The 19,506-nt window shown below is 73.2% G+C and carries 18 protein-coding genes; 12 read left to right on the top strand and 6 right to left on the bottom strand.

Features of this window, described 5'->3' with window-relative positions; all coding sequences use genetic code 11:
- Both ABT381_RS12480 and ABT381_RS12475 read left to right on the top strand, forming a co-directional pair.
- Positions 1-790: alpha/beta hydrolase (locus ABT381_RS12480; RefSeq protein WP_351591871.1), on the top strand; the 790-nt coding region annotated here is incomplete at its 5' end.
- A gap of 26 nt (positions 791-816) precedes the next feature.
- Positions 817-2,109, top strand: coding sequence for an acyltransferase family protein (locus tag ABT381_RS12475; protein ID WP_351591868.1), 1,293 nt, complete (start codon positions 817-819; stop codon positions 2,107-2,109).
- A 37-nt stretch (positions 2,110-2,146) separates the two neighbouring features.
- Here the strand turns inward: ABT381_RS12475 and ABT381_RS12470 are convergent, their stop codons facing one another.
- The 3 genes from ABT381_RS12470 to ABT381_RS12460 all read right to left on the bottom strand — a co-directional run bounded on the left by ABT381_RS12470 (position 2,147) and on the right by ABT381_RS12460 (position 6,064).
- The gene (locus ABT381_RS12470) at positions 2,147-4,396 is read right to left on the bottom strand and encodes an ATP-binding protein (RefSeq protein ID WP_351591866.1); all 2,250 of its coding nucleotides are present in this window, start codon (positions 4,394-4,396) and stop codon (positions 2,147-2,149) included.
- A 179-nt stretch (positions 4,397-4,575) separates the two neighbouring features.
- Complete coding sequence (locus tag ABT381_RS12465) at positions 4,576-5,592, bottom strand: aldo/keto reductase (RefSeq protein ID WP_351591863.1); 1,017 nt, start codon at positions 5,590-5,592, stop codon at positions 4,576-4,578.
- Complete coding sequence (locus ABT381_RS12460) at positions 5,585-6,064, bottom strand: MerR family transcriptional regulator (RefSeq protein WP_351591860.1); 480 nt, start codon at positions 6,062-6,064, stop codon at positions 5,585-5,587. The genes ABT381_RS12465 and ABT381_RS12460 overlap by 8 nt, the downstream gene beginning before the upstream one ends.
- 113 nt (positions 6,065-6,177) lie before the next feature.
- On the opposite strand from ABT381_RS12460, the gene ABT381_RS12455 reads away from it, so the two are divergent.
- Positions 6,178-7,002 carry a serine hydrolase domain-containing protein gene (locus ABT381_RS12455; RefSeq protein WP_351591857.1) on the top strand — a complete coding sequence of 275 codons (825 nt, stop codon included), beginning with the start codon at positions 6,178-6,180 and terminating at the stop codon, positions 7,000-7,002.
- A 24-nt stretch (positions 7,003-7,026) separates the two neighbouring features.
- Here ABT381_RS12455 and ABT381_RS12450 read toward each other — a convergent pair whose 3' ends face one another.
- Complete coding sequence (locus ABT381_RS12450; protein ID WP_351591854.1) at positions 7,027-7,719, bottom strand: pirin family protein; 693 nt, start codon at positions 7,717-7,719, stop codon at positions 7,027-7,029.
- A 168-nt stretch (positions 7,720-7,887) separates the two neighbouring features.
- Here ABT381_RS12450 and ABT381_RS12445 point away from each other — a divergent pair, with 168 nt between their 5' ends.
- From ABT381_RS12445 to ABT381_RS12425, 5 genes are all read left to right on the top strand, one after another.
- Positions 7,888-9,072, top strand: coding sequence for a PucR family transcriptional regulator (locus ABT381_RS12445; protein WP_351591851.1), 1,185 nt, complete (start codon positions 7,888-7,890; stop codon positions 9,070-9,072).
- Positions 9,073-9,161: 89 nt separating this feature from the next.
- Complete coding sequence (locus ABT381_RS12440) at positions 9,162-10,118, top strand: ACP S-malonyltransferase (protein ID WP_351591848.1); 957 nt, start codon at positions 9,162-9,164, stop codon at positions 10,116-10,118.
- A gap of 14 nt (positions 10,119-10,132) precedes the next feature.
- Entirely contained in the window at positions 10,133-11,179 is a 1,047-nt protein-coding gene (locus ABT381_RS12435) for a ketoacyl-ACP synthase III (protein WP_351591845.1), read from the top strand.
- A gap of 103 nt (positions 11,180-11,282) precedes the next feature.
- A complete protein-coding gene (locus ABT381_RS12430; RefSeq protein WP_351591842.1) occupies positions 11,283-11,531 on the top strand; it encodes an acyl carrier protein in 249 nt (82 codons plus the stop codon).
- 76 nt (positions 11,532-11,607) lie between these two features.
- Complete coding sequence (locus tag ABT381_RS12425) at positions 11,608-12,891, top strand: beta-ketoacyl-[acyl-carrier-protein] synthase family protein (protein WP_351591839.1); 1,284 nt, start codon at positions 11,608-11,610, stop codon at positions 12,889-12,891.
- Between the two features lie 88 nt (positions 12,892-12,979).
- Here the strand turns inward: ABT381_RS12425 and ABT381_RS12420 are convergent, their stop codons facing one another.
- Complete coding sequence (locus tag ABT381_RS12420; protein ID WP_351591837.1) at positions 12,980-13,855, bottom strand: NAD(P)-dependent oxidoreductase; 876 nt, start codon at positions 13,853-13,855, stop codon at positions 12,980-12,982.
- Between the two features lie 51 nt (positions 13,856-13,906).
- A complete protein-coding gene (locus ABT381_RS12415) occupies positions 13,907-14,401 on the bottom strand; it encodes a DUF3145 domain-containing protein (protein ID WP_031055108.1) in 495 nt (164 codons plus the stop codon).
- Positions 14,402-14,727: 326 nt separating this feature from the next.
- Between ABT381_RS12415 and ABT381_RS12410 the strand changes: the two genes are divergently transcribed.
- The 4 genes from ABT381_RS12410 (at position 14,728) to ABT381_RS12395 (ending at position 19,495) form a co-directional block, all read left to right on the top strand.
- Positions 14,728-15,651, top strand: a complete 924-nt coding sequence (locus ABT381_RS12410) for an SGNH/GDSL hydrolase family protein (RefSeq protein ID WP_351591833.1) — start codon at positions 14,728-14,730, stop codon at positions 15,649-15,651.
- A gap of 56 nt (positions 15,652-15,707) precedes the next feature.
- Entirely contained in the window at positions 15,708-16,754 is a 1,047-nt protein-coding gene (locus tag ABT381_RS12405; RefSeq protein ID WP_351591830.1) for an aldose epimerase family protein, read from the top strand.
- Positions 16,755-16,815: 61 nt separating this feature from the next.
- Positions 16,816-18,126 carry a PA0049 C-terminal domain-containing protein gene (locus ABT381_RS12400; RefSeq protein WP_351591827.1) on the top strand — a complete coding sequence of 437 codons (1,311 nt, stop codon included), beginning with the start codon at positions 16,816-16,818 and terminating at the stop codon, positions 18,124-18,126.
- Between the two features lie 7 nt (positions 18,127-18,133).
- Entirely contained in the window at positions 18,134-19,495 is a 1,362-nt protein-coding gene (locus ABT381_RS12395) for a nitrilase-related carbon-nitrogen hydrolase (protein ID WP_351591824.1), read from the top strand.
- Positions 19,496-19,506: the final 11 nt, after the last annotated feature.

Below are 19,506 nucleotides of genomic sequence, written 5' to 3'. Positions count from 1 at the left end.
CCCCGCCCGCGCCGCCGAGGACCGCAGCCGGGCCCGCGCGCTGGCCGCCCGCTGCACCGAACTCCTCGCCCCGGGGCGGCAGATCCTCTTCTTCGACCCGCGCGGCCGGGGCCAGGTCGCCGAGGTGTACGGGGACCTCGGCGCGGCCCGGCGCACGGCCGTGATCGTGCCTGGCTCGGACATCGACCTCGGCACGTTCGACCGTGAGCGGGACCGGTACGGCACACCGACCGGCATGGCCGCCTCGCTGCGCGCCCGGATGTCCGCCGAGGACCCGGCGACGCCCACCTCGGTGATCGCCTGGGCCGGCTACACCACGCCGGTCGGCCTCGGCCCGGACGCCGCGACGGGGCGGCTCGCGGAGGCCGGCGCGCCCCGGCTGGCCCGGCTGCTGACGGGGCTCGCCGCGACCGGCGCCCCGGCGCCCGCCCTGCTCTGCCACAGCTACGGCTCGGTCGTCTGCGGCCTGGCGTCGCCCCGCGCCGGACGGAGCGCGGTCGGCGACGTGATCCTCTTCGGCTCGCCGGGGGCGCGCACGGAGCGCGCCGCGGACCTGCACGCCGGCGGGCGGGTGTGGGCGGCCCGGGACGCCTCGGACTGGATCGGCGACATCCCGAACGTCGAGGTGCTGGGCCTGGGCCACGGCACCGACCCGACCGACCCCGCGTTCGGCGCGCGCCGCGTCGCCGCCGACCGCGCCGAGGGCCACACCGGCTACCTCGTGCCCGGCACCGACTCCCTGGACGGCTTCGCCGACATCGTGCTCGGCCGTCCCTCCCGCGGGCGCTGAGCGCGCCCTCAGCCAAGGACACCGCCATGACCATCGCGTTCCTGAACCCCGGCGGCGGACCGGCCGCCGGTGCCGCCGGCAGCGGCCTGCGGGCCAACCGGACCGAGAAGCACGGGCCGCTCCGCAGGGCCGTGACCGCCATCGAGGGCCGCACCCCCGCGCACCGCGACCGCGCGATCGACGGGCTGCGGGCGCTCGCGCTGCTCGCCGTGCCGACCGGGCACTGGCTGGTCGGCGGCTTCACGCGGGACGCCGACGGCGCGCTGCACAACGCCAGCCCGCTGTCCACGCTCGGCTTCTTCGCGCCGGTGAGCTGGGTGTTCCAACTGCTGGGGATCTTCTTCCTGGTCGGCGGGTACTCCTCGGTGCTGTCCTACCGGCGCGCGAGCGGGCGCGGCGAGTCCACCGCGCGCTGGCTGGGCGGCCGGCTGGCCCGCCTGGGCCGCCCGGTCCTCGCCGTGACGGCCGTGTGGGCGCTGCTGATCGGGGTGCTGTTCGCTGCCGGAGTGCCCGAGGCGACGCTGCGGACGGGGGCGACGCTGGTCGTGCAGCCGTTGTGGTTCGTGGGCGTGTACGCCGGGGTCACGGCGCTCACGCCGTACTGCGTGCGCGCCGCGCGCCGGCTCGGGCCATGGGCGGCCGCGCCGCTGTTCGCGGCCGTCGCGGTGGTCGACTTCCTGCGCTACGGCCCGTACGCGGCCGCCGTGCCGTCCTGGCTCGCCCTGCTCAACCTGCTCCCCGGCTGGCTCTTCGCGTACCAACTCGGGGTCTGCTGGGGCGAGAAGCGACTCGGCCGCCGCACCGCCTGGGTACTCCTGGCAGGCGGAGCGGCCGTGTTCGCCGCCCTCCTCCTGGTCTTCCACTACCCCGCGAGCATGGTCGGCGTCCCGGGCACGGCCCGGACGAACTCGCACCCGCCGTCGCTGCTGGTCCTGGCGCTGGCGGCGGCGCAGTGCGGGGCCGCCGTCCTGCTGCGGGACCGGATCGCCGCGCTGCTGCGCCGGCCGGCGCTGTGGGCGCCGGTCGTGGTCGTCAACCTCTGCGCGATGACCGTCTTCTGCTGGCACCAGACCGCGATGCTGACGGTGGCGGTGCCGTCGTCGTACTTCGGCCCGGTACCCGGCCTGACCACGGCGCCCGACTCAGGGGCCTGGCTGCTGACCCGCCTCGCCTGGCTCCCGCTCTTCGCGCTGACGCTGGTCGCGCTCGGCCTGCTCACCCGCCGCTTCGAGGCCCCCTGGGGCGCGAGCCGCACCCGCCGCGCCACCGCCACCGTCCTCTCCACCGGCTTCACCCTCTTCGCGCTGGGTATGGGCTGAGTGGGGCCCTCCCCCCGCTCAGCGCCCGGCGAATCCGCTACGCGTGCTCCTCCCCGAGAGCCGGGGCGATTTCCGCGCGGGAGGAGCAGCCGAGTTTGCCGAGGATGTGTTCCAGGTGGGCGTCGGCGGTGCGTTTGGAGATGACGAGCCGCTCGGCGATCTCACGGTTGGACAGCCCCTCCCGCACGAGAGCCGCGACCTCGCGCTCGCGACGCGTCAGGGTGTGGGTCGGGTGCGGGTCGGCGTCGCAGGGCGCGCCCGCGTCCGGGCGCTCGGCGTCCGCCTCGACGAGGTCCACCACCTCCCCTACGGAGAGCCCCGCGCCGCGGCGGAGCAGCCGCTCGAAATGCGTCTCGCCCAGCTGCCGGGCGGCCTCGGCCCGTGCGCCGTCGTAGGCCCCGGTCAGGCTCGGGAACCCGAGCAGGATGGCGGACATGTTCTCCCCCAGCTTCTCGGCAGCGCCCACCAGCCAGGCCGTGCGGACATACCGTCCCTGGCCGGCGGCGAGCCAGGTCAGGATGGCCAGGCAGGCAGCCGTCCCGTCCTTGTCGCCCATCCGGTACTTCAGCCGGACCGCCGTCCGCACGGCGGACGTGGCCGCCCCGAGGTCTCCGCGACGCCAGTACGCCAGGCCCCGCGCGACGAAGCCGTAGCCGCGCATCCAGCACTCATCCGGATACTCGGCGAGAAGATCCAGGAACTCGTCGATGAGTACCAGCCCCTTGCCGGGGTCGCCGCCGATGGAGTGCATCATGCCGTGCTCCGACAGGGCCCGCATCCGGATGGCGCGTTCGCCGAGGCGCCGGAACCTCTTATAGCCCTCTTCGAAGAGGGCCATGGCCGTGTCCACTTCACCAGTGATGAAGCTCTGGAATGCCGCGAAATGGACGGCGTGGGCCAGCAGGCGTTCGTCGTCGAGCCGTTCGGCGAGGGTGCGGAGCTCCTGGACCGCGGCCAGCGCCGGTCCGCGGTCGGCCTGCCGGCAGGCGCAATAGCACAGCACGATCAGCGCGTCCGCCCGCTCCGCCACCGGCTCCGGCGCCTGCTCCAGGCACCGCGTCAGCCAGCGGCGTCCCTCGCTGAAATACGCTCCGCACTCCCAGTAGTGTCCGAGCGTGACCGCGAAGGCCAGCGCCTCCCGTTCGGCTCCCGGCCGCAGGCAGGCGTATTCGAGGGCGGCCCGTACATTGGCGCGCTCCCGGTCCACCGCCCGGAACAGCTCGACCTGCTCACTGCTGCACCAGCCGTCCCCCAGGCGCCGGGCCAGCGCACGGTAGTGGTTCACGTGCCGCTCCCGGCAGGGGTCCACCTCGCCGAGCTCGGTGAGCCGGTCGGCCCCGTACTCGCGGATCGTGTCGAGCAGCCGGTAGCGGGGATCCTGCTGATCGGGGTCGTCGATCCGGGTCACCACGGACTTGTCGACCAGGCCGATCAGGGTCTCGACCACGTACTCGGCGGGCAGCGCGCCGCCCGCACACACCCGTTCCACCGCGGCCAGGTCGAAGGAGCCGGCGAAGACCGAGAGCCGTGCCCACAGCAGCCGTTCGACGTCGGTGCACAGCTCATGACTCCAGCCGATCGTCGTACGGAGCGTCTGGTGGCGCGGGACCGCGGTGCGCCGGCCGCCCGTCAGCACCCGGAAGCGGTCCTCAAGCTGGGTGACCAGCTGGCCCAGGCTGATCGCGCGCAGCCGTACGGTCGCCAGCTCGATCGCCAGGGGGATGCCGTCCAGGCGGCGGCACAGGGCTTCGACCTCGCCGCGGTTGCCGTCGGTGACGGCGAAGCCGGGGCAGACGACGGCGGCGCGCTGCTGGAACAACTCGACCGCCGTGCCGACGGGGAGCGCCGGCACGGGGAAGATGTGCTCGCCGGGCACGTCCAGCGGCTGCCGGCTGGTGGCGAACACGGTCACGCCGGGCGCCTCGCCGAGCACCACGTCCGCGAACATCGCGCAGGCGTCGACCAGATGCTCGCACGTGTCGAGGATGAGCAGCAGCCGTCGACCCTGCAGATGGTCGAGGAGGATGTCCAGCGGCGGTTCGGCCGTCTGGCTCGGCAGGCCCAGGAGCGTACACAGGGTGTGCGGCAGCAGCTCCGGGTCGCGCAGGGCGGTCAGCTCGGCCAGGCACAGGCCGTCGGGGAAGTCCTCCCTGACGGTGGCCGCGGCGCGCAGCGCTATCCGCGTCTTGCCGACGCCGCCGGGGCCGGTGAGCGTCACCAGCCGAGCCCCGGCCAACATCTCCCGTACCCGGGCGAGTTCTTCCGTGCGACCGACGAAGCCGGTCACCTCAGCGGGAAGTTCGCCTCCGCGCCGACCGAAAACCCGTGCCATGTCGCACCGCCCGGCGTCGTGACCGCCCTGCCCACTTGCCCAGGCTACTCACGGCACGCCGGCCCTCGTGGCCCGTACGGGAGAAGAACCCGACCGAGGGAGGCGCCCCTATAGGCCGTCCCGGAGGCCCCGGATCACTCCCGTCCCGCCGAAGTGAACGCCATGTCGGCGTAGCGGTCGCCCGCCACTCGGGAGGCGATGGGGTCCAGGCGGGACAGTTCTTCGGGGGTGAGGCGGAGGAAGGTCGCGGCGGTGTTCTCCGTGACGCGGGCGGCGCGGCGGGTGCCGGGGATCGGGACGACGGCGAGGTCGCGGAGTCCGGCCTGCTGCTGCACCCAGGCCAGCGCGATCTGGCCCGGCGTCACACCGCGCGCCTCGGCGATCTCCCGTACGGGCGCGAGCAGTTCGGCGTTGGCGGCCGCGTTGTCGCCGGTGAAGCGCGGCTGGGTGCGGCGGAAGTCGTCCTCGGTCAGTTCCTTGTCGGCGCTGACGAACGAGCCGGTCAGGAAGCCGCGGCCGAGCGGCGAGTACGGTACGAAGCCGACGCCCAGTTCGGCGGCGGCCGGCACCACGCCGGCCTCCACGTCCCGGCTGAAGAGCGACCACTCCGACTGCACTGCGGCGATCGGGTGCACGGCGTGCGCGGCGCGCAGCTCCTCGCCCGTGACCTCGCTCAGGCCCAGGTGCTTGACCTTGCCCTCGGCGATCAGTTCGGCCATCGCGTCGACCGTCTCCTCGATGGGCACGTTCACGTCGCGGCGGTGCATGTAGTACAGGTCGATCGTCTCGACGCCGAGCCGCGCGAGGCTCGCGTCGATGGCCTGGCGGATGTAGGGGCGGTCGTTGCGGATGCCGCGCTTGTACGGGTCGGACGGGTCGCTGATGATCGAGAACTTGGTGGCGAGCACGACCTCGTCACGGTGCGCCTGGATGAAGGGCGCGATGAGCTTCTCGTTCTCGCCGTTGCCGTAGACGTCGGCGGTGTCGTAGAGCGTGACGCCCAGTTCGAGGGCGCGCTCCAGCGTGCCGCGGGTCTGGGCGGCGTCGGAGCCGGGGCCGTACGCCCAGCTCATGCCCATGCAGCCGAGGCCCTGGACGCCGACGCGCGGTCCCCCGTTGCCCAGCTCGACGGTCGCGATCTTCTCAGCCATGTTCCAGCTCCCTCTCCGACGCCCGGCGGGCGTCGGCGTACAGGTCGATCTTGTAGTCGAGGACGTCCAGCGTGTCGCGCAGCTCGTCGATCCGCTGCCGGACGTCCTCGCGGTGTGCCGTGAGGAGCCGTTCCCGTGCGGCGAACGTCGCCGGGCCTTCGCGGACCATTTCGGCGTACCGGACCATGTCGGCGACCGGCATGCCGGTCAGCCGCAGCTTGCCCACCAGGTCCAGCCAGTCCAGGTCGCGGTTGGTGAAGCGGCGCTGCCCGGTGTGGGTGCGGTCGACGTGGGGCATCAGGCCGATGCGTTCGTACCAGCGCAGGGTGTGGGCGCTGAGCCCGGTGAGGCCGACGACCTCGCTGATCGTGTACTGGTCCCGGCCGTCCGCCCGCCGCGGTCCGGACCGCAGGCCGGCGCAGTTGCGCGGCTTCGCCGGGGCCGTGACCGGAGCGCTCTCCATGACCGTCATGCCGTCTCTCCCGTTCGCCGTTTCGCTCACGACGCTGACAACGCTAGAGAGCTGGAGTGCACTCCAAGCAAGGGAAGACTTGGCGGAATCTTGAGGAAGTTACGCTGGGCGCCATGGAGAGCCTGCGGATGATCGAGAACTGGCCGGTGCCCACCGCTGCGGCGGTCGTCGTACGAGCCGACGGCACGGTGGCCGGCGCGCACGGGCCGCAGGAGCACCGGTTCGCGCTGGCCTCCGTGACCAAGCCGCTGGCCGCGTACGCGGCGCTGCTCGCGGTGGAGGAGGGCGCGGTGGAGCTGGACGAGCCGGCGGGCCCGGACGGCGCCACGGTACGGCATCTGCTCGCGCACACGTCCGGGCTGGCGTTCGACGAGGACCGGGTCATGGCCGCGCCCGGTACGCGGCGGATCTACTCCAACGCCGGTTTCGAGGCGCTGGGCGAGCACCTCGCGAAGGCCACGGACATCCCCTTCCCGCAGTACCTGAAGGAGGCCGTGCTCGATCCGCTGGGCATGGCGGCGACCGAGCTGCCGGCCGGCGGCTCGCCCGCCAAGGACGGCACCTCGACCGCCGCCGACCTGGCCCGTTTCGGCGCCGAGCTGCTGGCGCCGCGACTGCTGGCGCGCGAGACGCTGGACGCGGCGACGTCGGTGGTCTTCCCCGGGCTGTCGGGTGTGCTGCCGGGCTACGGCAACCAGAAGCCGAACGACTGGGGGCTGGGCTTCGAGATCCGGGACGGCAAGTCGCCGCACTGGACGGGTGCCGCGTCCTCGCCGCGTACGTTCGGGCACTTCGGGCAGGCCGGAACGTTCCTGTGGGTGGACCCGGACGCGGGCGCCGCCTGCGCCGCGCTCGCGGACCGCGCGTTCGGCCCGTGGGCGATCGAGGCGTGGCCGCCCTTCACGGACGCGGTACTGGCGGACCTGCGGGCGGCCTGAGCCGCCCTCCCCGCCGGGGACGCGTCAGCCGTACGCCGGCTCCTCCGGCATCTCCCACAGCAGGCACTCCGCCGCCGACTCCGCGGTCAGCTCCAGCTCCTTGGCGTCGGTGACGCGCGCCGCGTCGCCCGCCTCCAGCAGCGCGGGGCCGCCGTCGGTGAGCGCGTCGCCGAGCCGTACCGCGCCGCGCACGACGTGGACGTAGACCCGCGCGCCGTCCGGTACGGCCGTGCGGTCGCCCGGCGCGAGCCGCCGTACGTGCAGCATCGCGTCGGCGCGCGGCACGGCGTACGGGGTGCCGTCGGCGATGCCGCGCACCACTTCGTAGTCCGGTTCGCCGCCGAAGGCGGTGGGCGCCAGCCACATCTGGACGAAGCGGAGCGGCTCGGTGCCGTCGTTGCGCTCCACGTGCCGTACGCCGCCGGCCGAGCTGAGCCGCTGCACGTCCCCGGCCCGTACGAGCGTCTCGTGTCCGGTGGTGTCGCGGTGGGTCAGTTCGCCCTCGACGACCCAGGTGAGGATCTCGGTGTTGCTGTGCGGGTGCTCGTCGAAGCCGCTGCCCGGCGCCAGCCGCTCCTCGTTGCAGGCGATCAGCGCGCCGAAGCGGATGTTGCCGGGGTCGTAGTGCGGTCCGAAGGAGAAGGCGTGCCGCGTGTCGATGCCGGCGTCCGCGTCCCCGCCCCGGTACCGCTCGTCGCTTCTCCGTACCTCGATCACGCGTGTCCACCTCTCCTGATCCGCTCCGGCCCGTCCGGCCGGCGGCCCGGCCGGGGCCCGCCCGCGGCGGTGCCGCCGGCGTGCGCGGCGTCCCGCGGGCAACACAGCATTCAGCCACCGTAGCCCCACCGCGCCACCACCCCGCCCCGATGAGGCAGGCTTGTCCCCGTGTCTGAACCCGCATCGCACGACGCCCACCCGCACTCCGCGACCCTGCGCCGCCTGGAGAAGTCCTCCGGCAAGCTCGCGGCCCATGCCATCGCCCGCATGGACGAGACACTGCCGTGGTACCGGGCGATGCCGCCGGAGAACCGGTCGTGGATCGGTCTGGTGGCGCAGGCGGGCATCGCGGCCTTCACGGAGTGGTTCCGGCATCCGGAGACCCCGCAGGCGATCTCCACGGACGTCTTCGGCACGGCGCCGCGCGAGCTGACCCGGGCGATCACGCTGCGGCAGACCGTGGAGATGGTCCGCACCACGATCGAGGTCATGGAGACGGCGATCGACGATGTCGCCGCTCCGGGTGACGAGTCGGTGCTGCGCGAGGCGCTGCTGGTGTACGCCCGGGAGATCGCCTTCGCGACCGCACAGGTCTACGCGCAGGCGGCGGAGGCCCGGGGCGCCTGGGACGCGCGGCTGGAGTCGCTGGTGGTCAACGCCGTGCTGTCCGGTGAGGCGGACGAGGGCGCGGTGTCCCGGGCCGCGGCGCTGGGCTGGAACTCCCCGGAGCACGTCGCGGTGGTGCTCGGTACGGCCCCGGACGGGGACAGCGAGCTGACGGTGGAGGCGATCCGGCGCGCCGCGCGGCACGCGAAGCTGCAGGTGCTGACGGGCGTGCTCGGGACCCGGCTGGTGGTGATCGCGGGGGGTTCGGACAATCCGCTGAAGGCGGCGAAGGCGCTGATCGGGCCGTTCGCGGCGGGCCCTGTGGTGGCGGGCCCGGTGGTCTCGGACCTGCTGGCGGCGACGCGGTCGGCGCAGGCGGCCGCGGCGGGCCTGAGGGCGTGCGCGGCGTGGCCGGACGCGCCGCGGCCGGTACTGGCGGACGACCTGCTGCCGGAGCGCGCGATGGCCGGGGACCCGGCCGCACGCGATCAGCTGGTGGAGGAGATCTACAGACCACTGGAGGAAGCGGGCAGTGCCCTCCTGGAGACGCTGAGCGTCTACCTGGAGCAGGCGAGCAGCCTGGAGGGGGCGGCGCGGATGCTCTTCGTGCACCCCAACACCGTGCGCTACCGGCTGCGACGTGTGACGGACGTCACCGGATGGTCGCCGTCCGATGTCCGCTCGGCGTTCACCTTGCGTATCGCCCTCATCCTGGGGCGTCTGGCCGACCGTGAGGCCCAGCCCTAAGCTTTTGTCGGACACCCACAATTACCCCGATGGTTCTTCGTCCCTGTCCCCACGGGCGGGCGGGACCTCCCACAAGAGAGAGTGTGAGAGTGCTCGTACTCGTCGCTCCCGGCCAAGGCGCTCAGACGCCCGGCTTCCTGACCCCCTGGCTCGACCTCCCCGGTGTCGAGGACCGGCTGCGTGCCTGGTCCGCGGCCATCGACCTCGACCTGGTCCACTACGGCACGAAGGCGGACGCGGAAGAGATCCGTGACACCGCCGTCGCCCAGCCGCTGCTGGTCGCTTCCGCGCTGGTCTCCGCGCGGCAGCTCTTCGCCACGCCGGAGGACTTCGCGTCGCTCGTCGGCGCCGCGGCCGGGCACAGCGTCGGTGAGCTCGCCGCCGCCGCGCTGACCGGCGTGCTGCCGGACGAGGCCGCGCTGGGACTCGTACGCAAGCGCGGCCTGGCCATGGCCGAGGCCGCCGCGATCACCGAGACCGGCATGTCGGCCCTGCTGGGCGGCGAGCCGGAGACGGTACTGCCGCACCTGGAGAAGCTGGGCCTGACCCCGGCGAACGTGAACGGCGCGGGCCAGATCGTGGCCGCCGGCACCGCCGAGCAGCTGGCGGCGCTGGCCGAGGACAAGCCGGAGGGCACCCGGCGGGTCGTCCCGCTGAAGGTGGCCGGCGCGTTCCACACGGTGCACATGGCCCCGGCCGTCGCCACGCTGGAGTCCGCGGTGGCACAGCTGTCCCCCGCGGCCCCGCACACCCGGTACGTCTCGAACAAGGACGGCCAGGTCGTCACCGGCGGCCAGGAGGTCGTGCAGCGGCTGGTGGGCCAGGTGGCCAACCCGGTCCGCTGGGACCTGTGCATGGAGACCTTCAAGGAGCTGGGCGTCACCGCGATGATCGAGGCGGCCCCCGGCGGGACCCTGGTGGGTCTGGCCAAGCGCGCGCTGCCCGGTGTGAAGACCCTCGCGCTGAAGACCCCGGATGACCTCGACGCTGCCCGCGAGCTGATCGCCGAGCACGCTTCTCCCGCTGCCGAGAACTCGGCCGGATAAGGAGACCGAAGAGCATGACCTCGAAGATCAAGCCCGCGCAGGGCGCCCCGTACGCGCGGATCATGGGCGTGGGCGGCTACCGCCCCGTCAACGTCGTGCCGAACGAGGAGATCCTCAAGTACATCGACTCGTCCGACGAATGGATCCGGTCGCGCTCGGGCATCTCCACGCGCCACTGGGCCGGTCCGGAAGAGACCGTCGCGGCGATGTCGGTGGAGGCCGCGGGCAAGGCGATCGCCGACGCCGGGCTCACGCCGGAGCAGATCGGCGGCGTGATCGTCTCGACGGTCTCGCACTTCAAGCAGACCCCCGCGGTCGCGACGGAGATCGCGCACCGGATAGGGGCGGGCAAGCCGGCCGCGTTCGACATCTCCGCGGGCTGCGCGGGCTTCGGTTACGGCCTGACCCTGGCCAAGGGCATGATCACCGACGGCTCGGCCGAGTACGTGCTGGTCATCGGCGTGGAGCGGCTCTCGGACCTGACCGACCTGGAGGACCGCGCGACGGCCTTCCTCTTCGGTGACGGCGCCGGTGCCGTGGTCGTGGGCCCCGCGCAGGAGCCGGCCATCGGCCCGACGGTCTGGGGCTCGGAGGGCGACAAGTCCGAGACCATCAAGCAGACGGTGGGCTGGGACGCGTACCGCCGCACCCCGGTGCCCGGCGGCAACGGCCCCGGCGACCAGCTGGCCCTGGACGAGATCCGCTACCCGGCGATCACCCAGGAGGGCCAGGCGGTCTTCCGCTGGGCGGTCTTCGAGATGGCCAAGGTCGCCCAGGAGGCGCTGGACGTGGCCGGCGTCGCCCCGGAGGACCTGGACGTCTTCATCCCGCACCAGGCCAACATGCGGATCATCGACTCGATGGTGAAGACGCTCAAGCTCCCCGAGTCCGTCACGGTCGCCCGTGACGTGGAGACCACCGGAAACACCTCGGCCGCCTCGATTCCGCTCGCGATGGAGCGGCTGCTGGCGACCGGTCAGGCCAAGAGCGGCGACACCGCGCTCGTCATCGGGTTCGGGGCGGGTCTCGTGTACGCCGCCACGGTCGTTACTCTCCCCTAGGCAAGATCTACGCAGCGCCGACGTCCCCGTACGATCCGGCGGCTGTACTGGAACTTCACCGCAAAGCACAGTTTCACTCGAAAAACACCGAAGGAGCGCCATCATGGCCGCCACTCAGGAAGAGATCGTCGCCGGTCTCGCCGAGATCGTGAACGAGATCGCCGGGATCCCCACCGAGGACGTCCAGCTGGACAAGTCCTTCACCGATGACCTGGACGTCGACTCGCTGTCCATGGTCGAGGTCGTCGTCGCCGCCGAAGAGCGCTTCGACGTGAAGATCCCCGACGACGACGTCAAGAACCTCAAGACGGTCGGCGACGCCACCAAGTACATCCTCGAGCACCAGGCCTGATCCAGGCCCGCATGTCGCCACCCCGCGGTGGCGCCGTCGATTCTCGACCCCTCTACCTGTGGAGACAAGAATTCCCGTGAACGCGACCAATCGCACCGTGGTCGTCACCGGTATCGGCGCAACCACACCGCTGGGTGGCGACTCCGCTTCGACCTGGGAAGGTCTGCTGGCGGGCCGCTCCGGCGTGCGGCCTCTGGAAGGCGAGCGCTTCGCCGACCTGCCCGTACGGATGGCCGCCACCGCGGCCGTCGAGCCGGACCAGGTCCTGCCGCGCCCCGTCGCCCGCAAGCTCGACCGCTCGGCGCAGTTCGCGCTGATCGCCGCTCGTGAGGCGTGGGCCGACGCCGGTTACACCGGCCCGGCCGGCGAGGACACCGCCGAGGACGGCTCGGCCCTGATCGACCCGGACCGCCTGGGCACCGTGATCGCCTCCGGCATCGGCGGCGTGACCACCCTGCTCGACCAGTACGACGTGCTGAAGGAGAAGGGCGTACGCCGCGTCTCCCCGCACACCGTGCCCATGCTCATGCCCAACGGCCCGTCCGCCAACGTCGGCCTGGAGGTCGGCGCGCAGGCGGGCGTGCACACCCCCGTGAGCGCCTGCGCCTCCGGCGCCGAGGCCATCGGGTACGCCGTCGAGATGATCCGCACCGGCCGTGCCGATGTGGTCGTCGCGGGCGGCACCGAGGCGGCGATCCACCCGCTGCCCATCGTCGCCTTCGCGAACATGATGGCGATGTCGAAGAGCAACGACGAGCCGGAGAAGGCGTCCCGCCCGTACGACACCGCCCGGGACGGCTTCGTCCTCGGTGAGGGCGCGGGCGTGGTGATCCTGGAGTCGGCGGAGCACGCGGCCAAGCGCGGCGCCAAGGTGTACTGCGAGGTGCTGGGCCAGGGCCTGTCCGCGGACAGCCACCACATCGCGCAGCCCGAGCCGACCGGCCGGGGCATCGCGGCGGCCGTGCAGAACCTGCTGGACGCCACCGACCTCAAGCCGGCCGAGCTGGTGCACCTCAACGCGCACGCCACGTCCACCCCGCAGGGTGACGTCGCCGAGATCAAGGCGCTGCGCCGGGTGCTGGGCGACGATGTGGACCACATCGCGATCTCCGGTACCAAGTCGATGACCGGCCACCTGCTGGGCGGCGCGGGCGGCGTCGAGACCGTCGCGACGGTCCTCGCGCTGTACCACCGCCAGGCCCCGCCGACCATCAACGTCGAGAACCTCGACGACGAGGTGGACGCGGACATCGTCCGCGACGAGCCCCGGCAGCTGCCGGAGGGCACGATCGCGGCGATCAACAACTCGTTCGGCTTCGGCGGGCACAACGTGGTGCTGGCGTTCCGCAGCACGAGCTAGCCCCTGCCGTCGTACGTGACGAGGCCCGCCCCGGGTGTTTCCGGGGCGGGCCTCGTCACGTATGCGAAGGCGTCAGAACTCGCAGGCGTCAGTCCTCGAAGCTCGCGAAGTACGAAGCGGCCATGTCCTCGTCGCCGTGTCCGGCCGCCGTCGCGCGGCGGAAGCGTTCCGCGCCCGCCGCCGTGACGTCCAGGCGTACCCCCGCGCTCTTGCCCGCCTCGACGATGAGCCGGGCGTCCTTCTCGGCGGTGCGGGTCTGGAAGCTGGGGGTGAGGTCGCCCTCCAGCAGGGCGTGGGTCTTGGCGCGCAGGTACCCCATGTCCAGCGGGCCGCCCTCGACGGCGTCCAGGAACTCCTGCGGGGCGACACCGAGCCCCTTGGCCAGGGCCAGCGCCTCGGCGGCGCCGTGGGTGACCGTGAGCACCCAGCTGTTGATGACGAGCTTGAGGCGGGTGGCGGCGCCCTCGTCGCCGTTCTCGCCGATCCAGGCCGTCCGGCTGCCGATCGCTTCGAAGACGGGCGCGAGCAGTTCGCGTGCGGCGCCCGGCCCGGCCGCGAGGACCACGAGCTTCCCGGCCTCGGCGGGCTCCTTGGTGCCCAGCACGGGCGCGTCGACGAAGACCAGGCCGTGCTCCCGGGCGAAGCCGGCGAGCTCGCCGAGCGCTTCGAGGCCTGCGGTGGTGGACTGCGCCCAGACCGTACCGGGGCGCAGCGCGGTGCCGGCGGCGCGCACCGTCTCCAGGGCGGCCGGGCCGTCGTGCAGCATCGTCAGGACGACGTCGGCGCCGTCCACGGCCTCGGCCGGGGTGTCCGTGACGCGTGCGCCGTCCTCGGCGAGCGGTTCGGCCTTGGCGCGGGTGCGGTTCCACACCCGGACGTCCAGGCCTGCCCCGGCGAGGTTGCGGGCCATCGCGGCACCCATGATCCCGGTGCCCAGCACTGCTACTGAGATGTTGTCAGCCATGGGGGAACGCTAGGCGTTCGAGCGGGCTCGACGACAACCACGCCACGCGCCTCAGACGACTTGGTGCAGCCAGCGGACCGGGGCGCCCTCGCCCGCGTACCGGAAGGGCTCCAACTCGTCGTCCCAGGGCTTCCCGAGGAGCCGGGCGACCTCGGCCGCCAGGTCGGTCTCGCCGCGCGCAGAGCGGGCCACAGCGGCCCGCAGCCGGTCCTCGGGGATCAGGATGTCGCCGTGGATGCCCGTGACGGCGTGGAAGATGCCCAGGTCGGGCGTGGAGCTGTAGCGCTCGCCCTCGGCGGCCGCGCAGGGCTCGGCGGTCACCTCGAAGCGCAGGAGGTGCCAGCCGCGCAGCGCGGAGGCGAGTTTGGAGGCGGTGCCGGACTCGCCCTGCCAGGAGAACTCCGCGCGCCAGGTGCCGGGCGAGGCGGGCTGCCGGATCCAGTCGAGATTGACGCGCACGCCGAGGACGCCCGCGACGGCCCATTCGACGTGCGGGCACAGCGCGCGCGGAGCGGAGTGGACGTACAGAACTCCACGTGTCGTCACCGGGACCTCCAGTACGGTTCGAGGTTCGCCTTCCCCAGCGGCCTCGTGCCCGTTCCGGTCGCGGCCGGGACAGCTGCTGACATTCTGCCCCAATGATCACTTCGGCACCAGCACGCGAGGTTACCTTCAGTAAACACCATGGGGCTCAATTCGCCACAAAAGGGACAGGAAATGACGTGTTGTAATTTGTTCGTACGGGAGTGCGCTACTCCTCCAGGTCGCCGCCCGACGGCCACGGGGCAAAGCTATCGCGCTGTGACCGCCGAGGAGTGACGTACCGTCGCTCACGGAAGAGATATCACTCGCACGTCGGAGGGGGACAGGGGATGGCAAAGATCAACTGGACCTCCGGCCGCCTCCGCCGGCGGCCGTTCACTTTGCGCGCGGCGCTCGCCGCCGCCCTGCTCCTCGCCGTGCCGGCCTGCGGTTCCGGCGACGGTGGCGACAACTCCCCGGCCTCGCGCGGCCGCACGGAATCCGCCCGTCCGCACTCGGCGCCCCCACCGGTTTGGGACACCCGTCCGGATTCGGTGGCCGCGCTGGGTGACTCGATAACGGCCGGCTTCGACGCCTGCGGACTGCTGGCCGACTGCGCCGCCGCCTCCTGGGCCACGGGCACCGATCCGGCCGTCCGCAGCCTGGCCGAACGCCTGCTGGCGCACCCCTCGGGACACGCCTGGAACTACGCCCGCACGGGTGCCCTCATGGACGATCTGCCGCGCCAGATCGACCGCGCGATTCCGCACAAACCCCAACTTGTCACGATCCTGATCGGCGCCAACGACGCCTGCCGGAACAACGCCTCCGCCATGACACCGACGGCTGATTTCCGCGCCGGTTTCCGGACGTCCCTGAAGAGGCTGCGCCAGGCGCTGCCCCGTACGCAGGTCTACGTCGCCGCGGTGCCCGACCTGATGCGGCTGTGGTCGCAGGGCCGCCGGAACCCGGTGGGCAAGCAGGTGTGGCAGCTCGGGATCTGCCAGTCGATGCTGCACGACGCCGACGACGTCTCACGCGCCGCGAGTGACCGCAGGGAAGGTGTGCGGGACCAGGTGGTGGCCTACAACACGGCGCTGCGCGAGGTGTGCGAGCAGGACCGCCACTGCCGGTTCGACCAGGCGGTTTTCGACTACCGCTTCACCGGCAGGGAGTTGAGCGAGTGGGACTGGTTCCACCCGAGCAAGCGCGGCCAGCGGGAACTGGCCGGGATGGCCTACCGCACCGTCACCCGCCCCGAGGGCCGCGGCTGACCGGGCGCCGCCTTCGGGGCGCGCGGGCATGGACGCGCGGGCATAGGCTCGCCGCCATGAGCGCGACCCACGTCGCCGAAGAGCCCTTCGGCACCTTGAAAAACGGCAGTATCGTCCACCGCTGGACACTCGAAGCAGGCGCAGTCCGGGTACGGATCCTGACGTACGGCGGCATCGTGCAGAGCATCGAGACACCCGACCGGCACGGTGCGCGCGGCGAGATCGCGCTCGGCTTCCCGGACGCGGCCGGGTACGAGGCGCACGGCGAGTCGTACTTCGGGGCGCTGGTCGGCCGGTACGCGGGCCGCATCGGGGGCGCCGCGTTCACCCTCGAAGGGCGGCGGTACGCGCTGCCCGCCAACGACGGCCCGAACTGCCTGCACGGCGGCGTCGCGAACTTCTCCACGGCCCTGTGGGACGCCGCGCCGTGCCCAGGAGGGGTGGAGCTGCGCCGCACCAGTAGGGACGGCGAGGAGGGCTTCCCCGGGGCGCTGGACGTCCGCGTCCGGTACACCCTCTCCGCAGCGGGCGAGCTGGCCGTCGACTACCTCGCCACCACGGACGCGCCGACCGTCCTCAACCTCACCAACCACACGTACTTCGACCTCAGCGGCGACGGCAGCGGCGGCGCGGAGACCCACCGGCTGCGGATGGCGGCCGACCACTACCTCCCGGTCGACGCGGCCGGGATCCCGGCCGGCGCCCCGGCCCCCGTCGCCGGCACCCGCTTCGACTTCCGGGCGCGCCGCACCGTCGGCCGCGGGTACGACCACACCTTCGTGGTCGGCGACGGCTCCGGGACGATCGGCGACCCCGAGGACCGGGCTCCAGAGCCGCGTCCGGTGGCCGAGCTGAGCGAGCCCGCCTCCGGGCGCGTCGTACGGCTGTCGACCACGGAGCCGGGCATCCAGCTCTACACGGCCGAGCACCTCGACGGTACGTATACGGGCACCACCGGCCGTCCCTACGAGGCGGGCGCCGGCCTCGCCCTGGAGACCCAGCACTTCCCCGACTCCCCCAACCGCCCGGACTTCCCGGGCACGGCGCTGCGCCCGGGGCAGGTGTTCCGGTCGCGGACGGTTTACGGGTTCGGGGCGGAGTAGCGGCCGGGCCGGGCCCGCCGCCCCCTACCGGCACACGGGCCCCTCCCGCTTTACTCGCCGCATGAGACGCATACGTACCAGGCTGAGGCTCATCGCTCTCGGGGCGGCGCTGACCGCCGCGCTCCCTCTGGCGCTGACCGCTCCGGCGGCCGCCCACGACCGGGCCGCAGACACCGAACAGTCCCCCGTCGCCGTGGAGGAGCAGCGGCTGTCGCTGGCCGCGCCGCGGGAGATCCTGCGGCGCAGCGGCTTCGACGAGGTCGGGCCGGAGTTCGCCCGGGGGCTGGCCGCGACGCGCTCGGAGGGAGCGGCGAAGCGGTACGTCGAACACGCCGCGCGTGCCCTGTGGGAGCGGGCCGTGGACCGGGTCCAGGGGCACGGCCCGGCGGGCGGCGATCTCAGCCGGGACGACGACCGGCCGCTGTACTGGGCGCGGCTGGAGATGACCCGGGCGCTGCGGGAGTGGCAGCCGTCCTTCGGGCTGTCCGACGGGCGGCGCGCGGCGCTGGCCGGGGCGCTGGAGCGCGCGTCCCGGGGCGAGGACTCGATCGACCTGCCCGCGGGCCGGCACGTGACGCGCGTCCTGGTGACCGGCTTCGACCCGTTCCAGCTGGACGCCGACGCGCGCCGCAGCAACCCGTCGGGCGCGTCGGCGCTCGCGCTGGACGGGACGACGGTGCGTACCGCTTCGGGGCGGGCCGTACGGATCGAGACGGCGGTCTTCCCGGTCCGCTGGTCGGACTTCGCCGCGGGAACCGTGGAGCGCACCCTGCTGCCGCACTTCCGGCCGGGGCCGCGCCAGGTCGACCTCTTCACGACCGTCAGCCAGGGGCGGCCCGGCCGCTTCGACGTGGAGCGGACCAACGGGGCCTGGCGTGGCGGCTATCCGGACAACGCCCGGGAGTCGCGCACGGAGACGGTGCCGATCCCGCACGGCGTACCGACCGTACGGCCGCAGCCCCAGTGGACGCGCACGACGCTGCCGTACGAGGCGCTCGCGGGCGGCGACACCGGACCGTACCCGGTGCACGACAACACCGCCGTCACCGAGATCCCGGCGGGCGGCGGCGCGCCCGTGGAGCGCCCGGACGGCCCGACCCCGGGCTCCACGGCCCGCGCGGGCGGGGGCGGCGACTACCTCTCCAACGAGATCGCCTACCGGGCAACGCTCCTACGGGACGCGGTGGCCCCGTCTCTGACCGGCGGCCATCTGCACACGCCGGTACTGGAATTCGGCCCCGGCAACACCGACCCGAAGACCGGCACGGTCACCGACCCGGCCTTCGTCCACAACCGACTGACCATCGTCGGCCAGCTGCGGGAGCTGCTGCGGACGGCGGTCGAGGCCGGTTGTCAGTGGCCGGGTGCATGATGGCCAAATGATCCTCGCAGCAGCACAGTTCACCCCCGTTCCGCTGGACGCGGCCGCCAACGCGACGCGGATGGCCGGGCTGATCACCGAGGCCGCGAACCGCGGCGCCGGGCTCGTCGCCTTCGCCGAACTGGCCCTGACGGGGTACGAGCTGGACGCGATAGCCGCCGCGCCGGAGCGGTATGCGTACGCGCCGGACGACCCGGCCCTCGCGCCGATCGCGGCGGCCTGCCGGGCGACGGCCACGGCCGCGATAGTCGGCTGCCCGGCCCCCGCGCCGGACGGCACCCTGACGCTCACGTCGTACGTCTACGGCCCGGACGGCGCGCTGCTGACCCGTTACGACAAGCGGCATCTGTACGGCCCGGAGAAGGCGGTCTTCGCACCGGGCCGCGCCGACGGCCGGTGCACCCTCGGCGGCCTGCGCATCGCCCTGGCCACGTGCTACGACACCGCGCATCCGGAGGTGTGGGACCGGGCCGCGGCGGACGGCTGCGGGGTGCTGGTGGCGAGCGCGTTCCACGGCACGGCGGAGCGGGTCGGGGAGTATGCGGCGGCCGCGCGGGAGCACCGTCTGCACGTACTGCTGGCCAACGGTCTGGGCCCCGGGAGCCCGGGCCCGGCCTGCGGGCTGAGCGGCGCGTGGTCGCCGGAGGCCGGCCGGCTCGCGGACGCCGGTCCCGAGGAGGGGCTCGTGCTCGCCGACCTCCGGGAGCGGATCACGCTGATGTCCGACCCGGCGGTGGCGGCCGTACCGGTCGTGGAGTGCGGGGAGCCGCTGCTCGACGTGCGGACGGCGGCGCCGGAGCTGCGGATCTCCGGGATACGGCAGGATGCGCCGGGCGCCTTCGCGTATCTGCGCGCGGGCGTGGTGGAGCGGCTGCTGCGCGCCCAGGATTCGCTGCCCGACGGCCTGCGGCTGCAGCTGGTGGAGGGATACCGCCCGCCTGCCCTGCAGCGCCGGTACTTCGAGGAGTACGCCGACGAGCTGCGGGCCGCACATCCGGAGTGGCCGCCCGCGCGCATCCGGGACGCCGCCGGCCGGTACGTCTCGCCGCCGGAGATCGCCCCGCACAGCGCGGGCGGCGCGGTGGACCTGCTGCTCGTCACGGACGGCGGCACGGAGCTCGACATGGGCTCGCCGATCAACGCGAGCCCCGAGGAGAGCGGCGGCGCCTGCTACACACACGCGCCGGGGCTCGGCACCGAGGCCCGCGCCAACCGCCGCCTGCTGGCAGCGGCACTCGGCGGCGCGGGCCTGGTCAACTACCCCACGGAGTGGTGGCACTGGTCGTACGGCGACCGGTACTGGGCACTGATGACCGGTGCGGACCACTGCCTGTACGGCCCGAAGGAGCTGAGCGCATGACACGGCTGTGG

Source organism: Streptomyces sp. NPDC000151 (genome assembly GCF_040301705.1).
In the GTDB taxonomy this organism is placed as follows: domain Bacteria; phylum Actinomycetota; class Actinomycetes; order Streptomycetales; family Streptomycetaceae; genus Streptomyces.
Note: the sequence above shows the minus strand (reverse complement) of the source record. Positions and strands in the feature narration are given on the sequence as shown.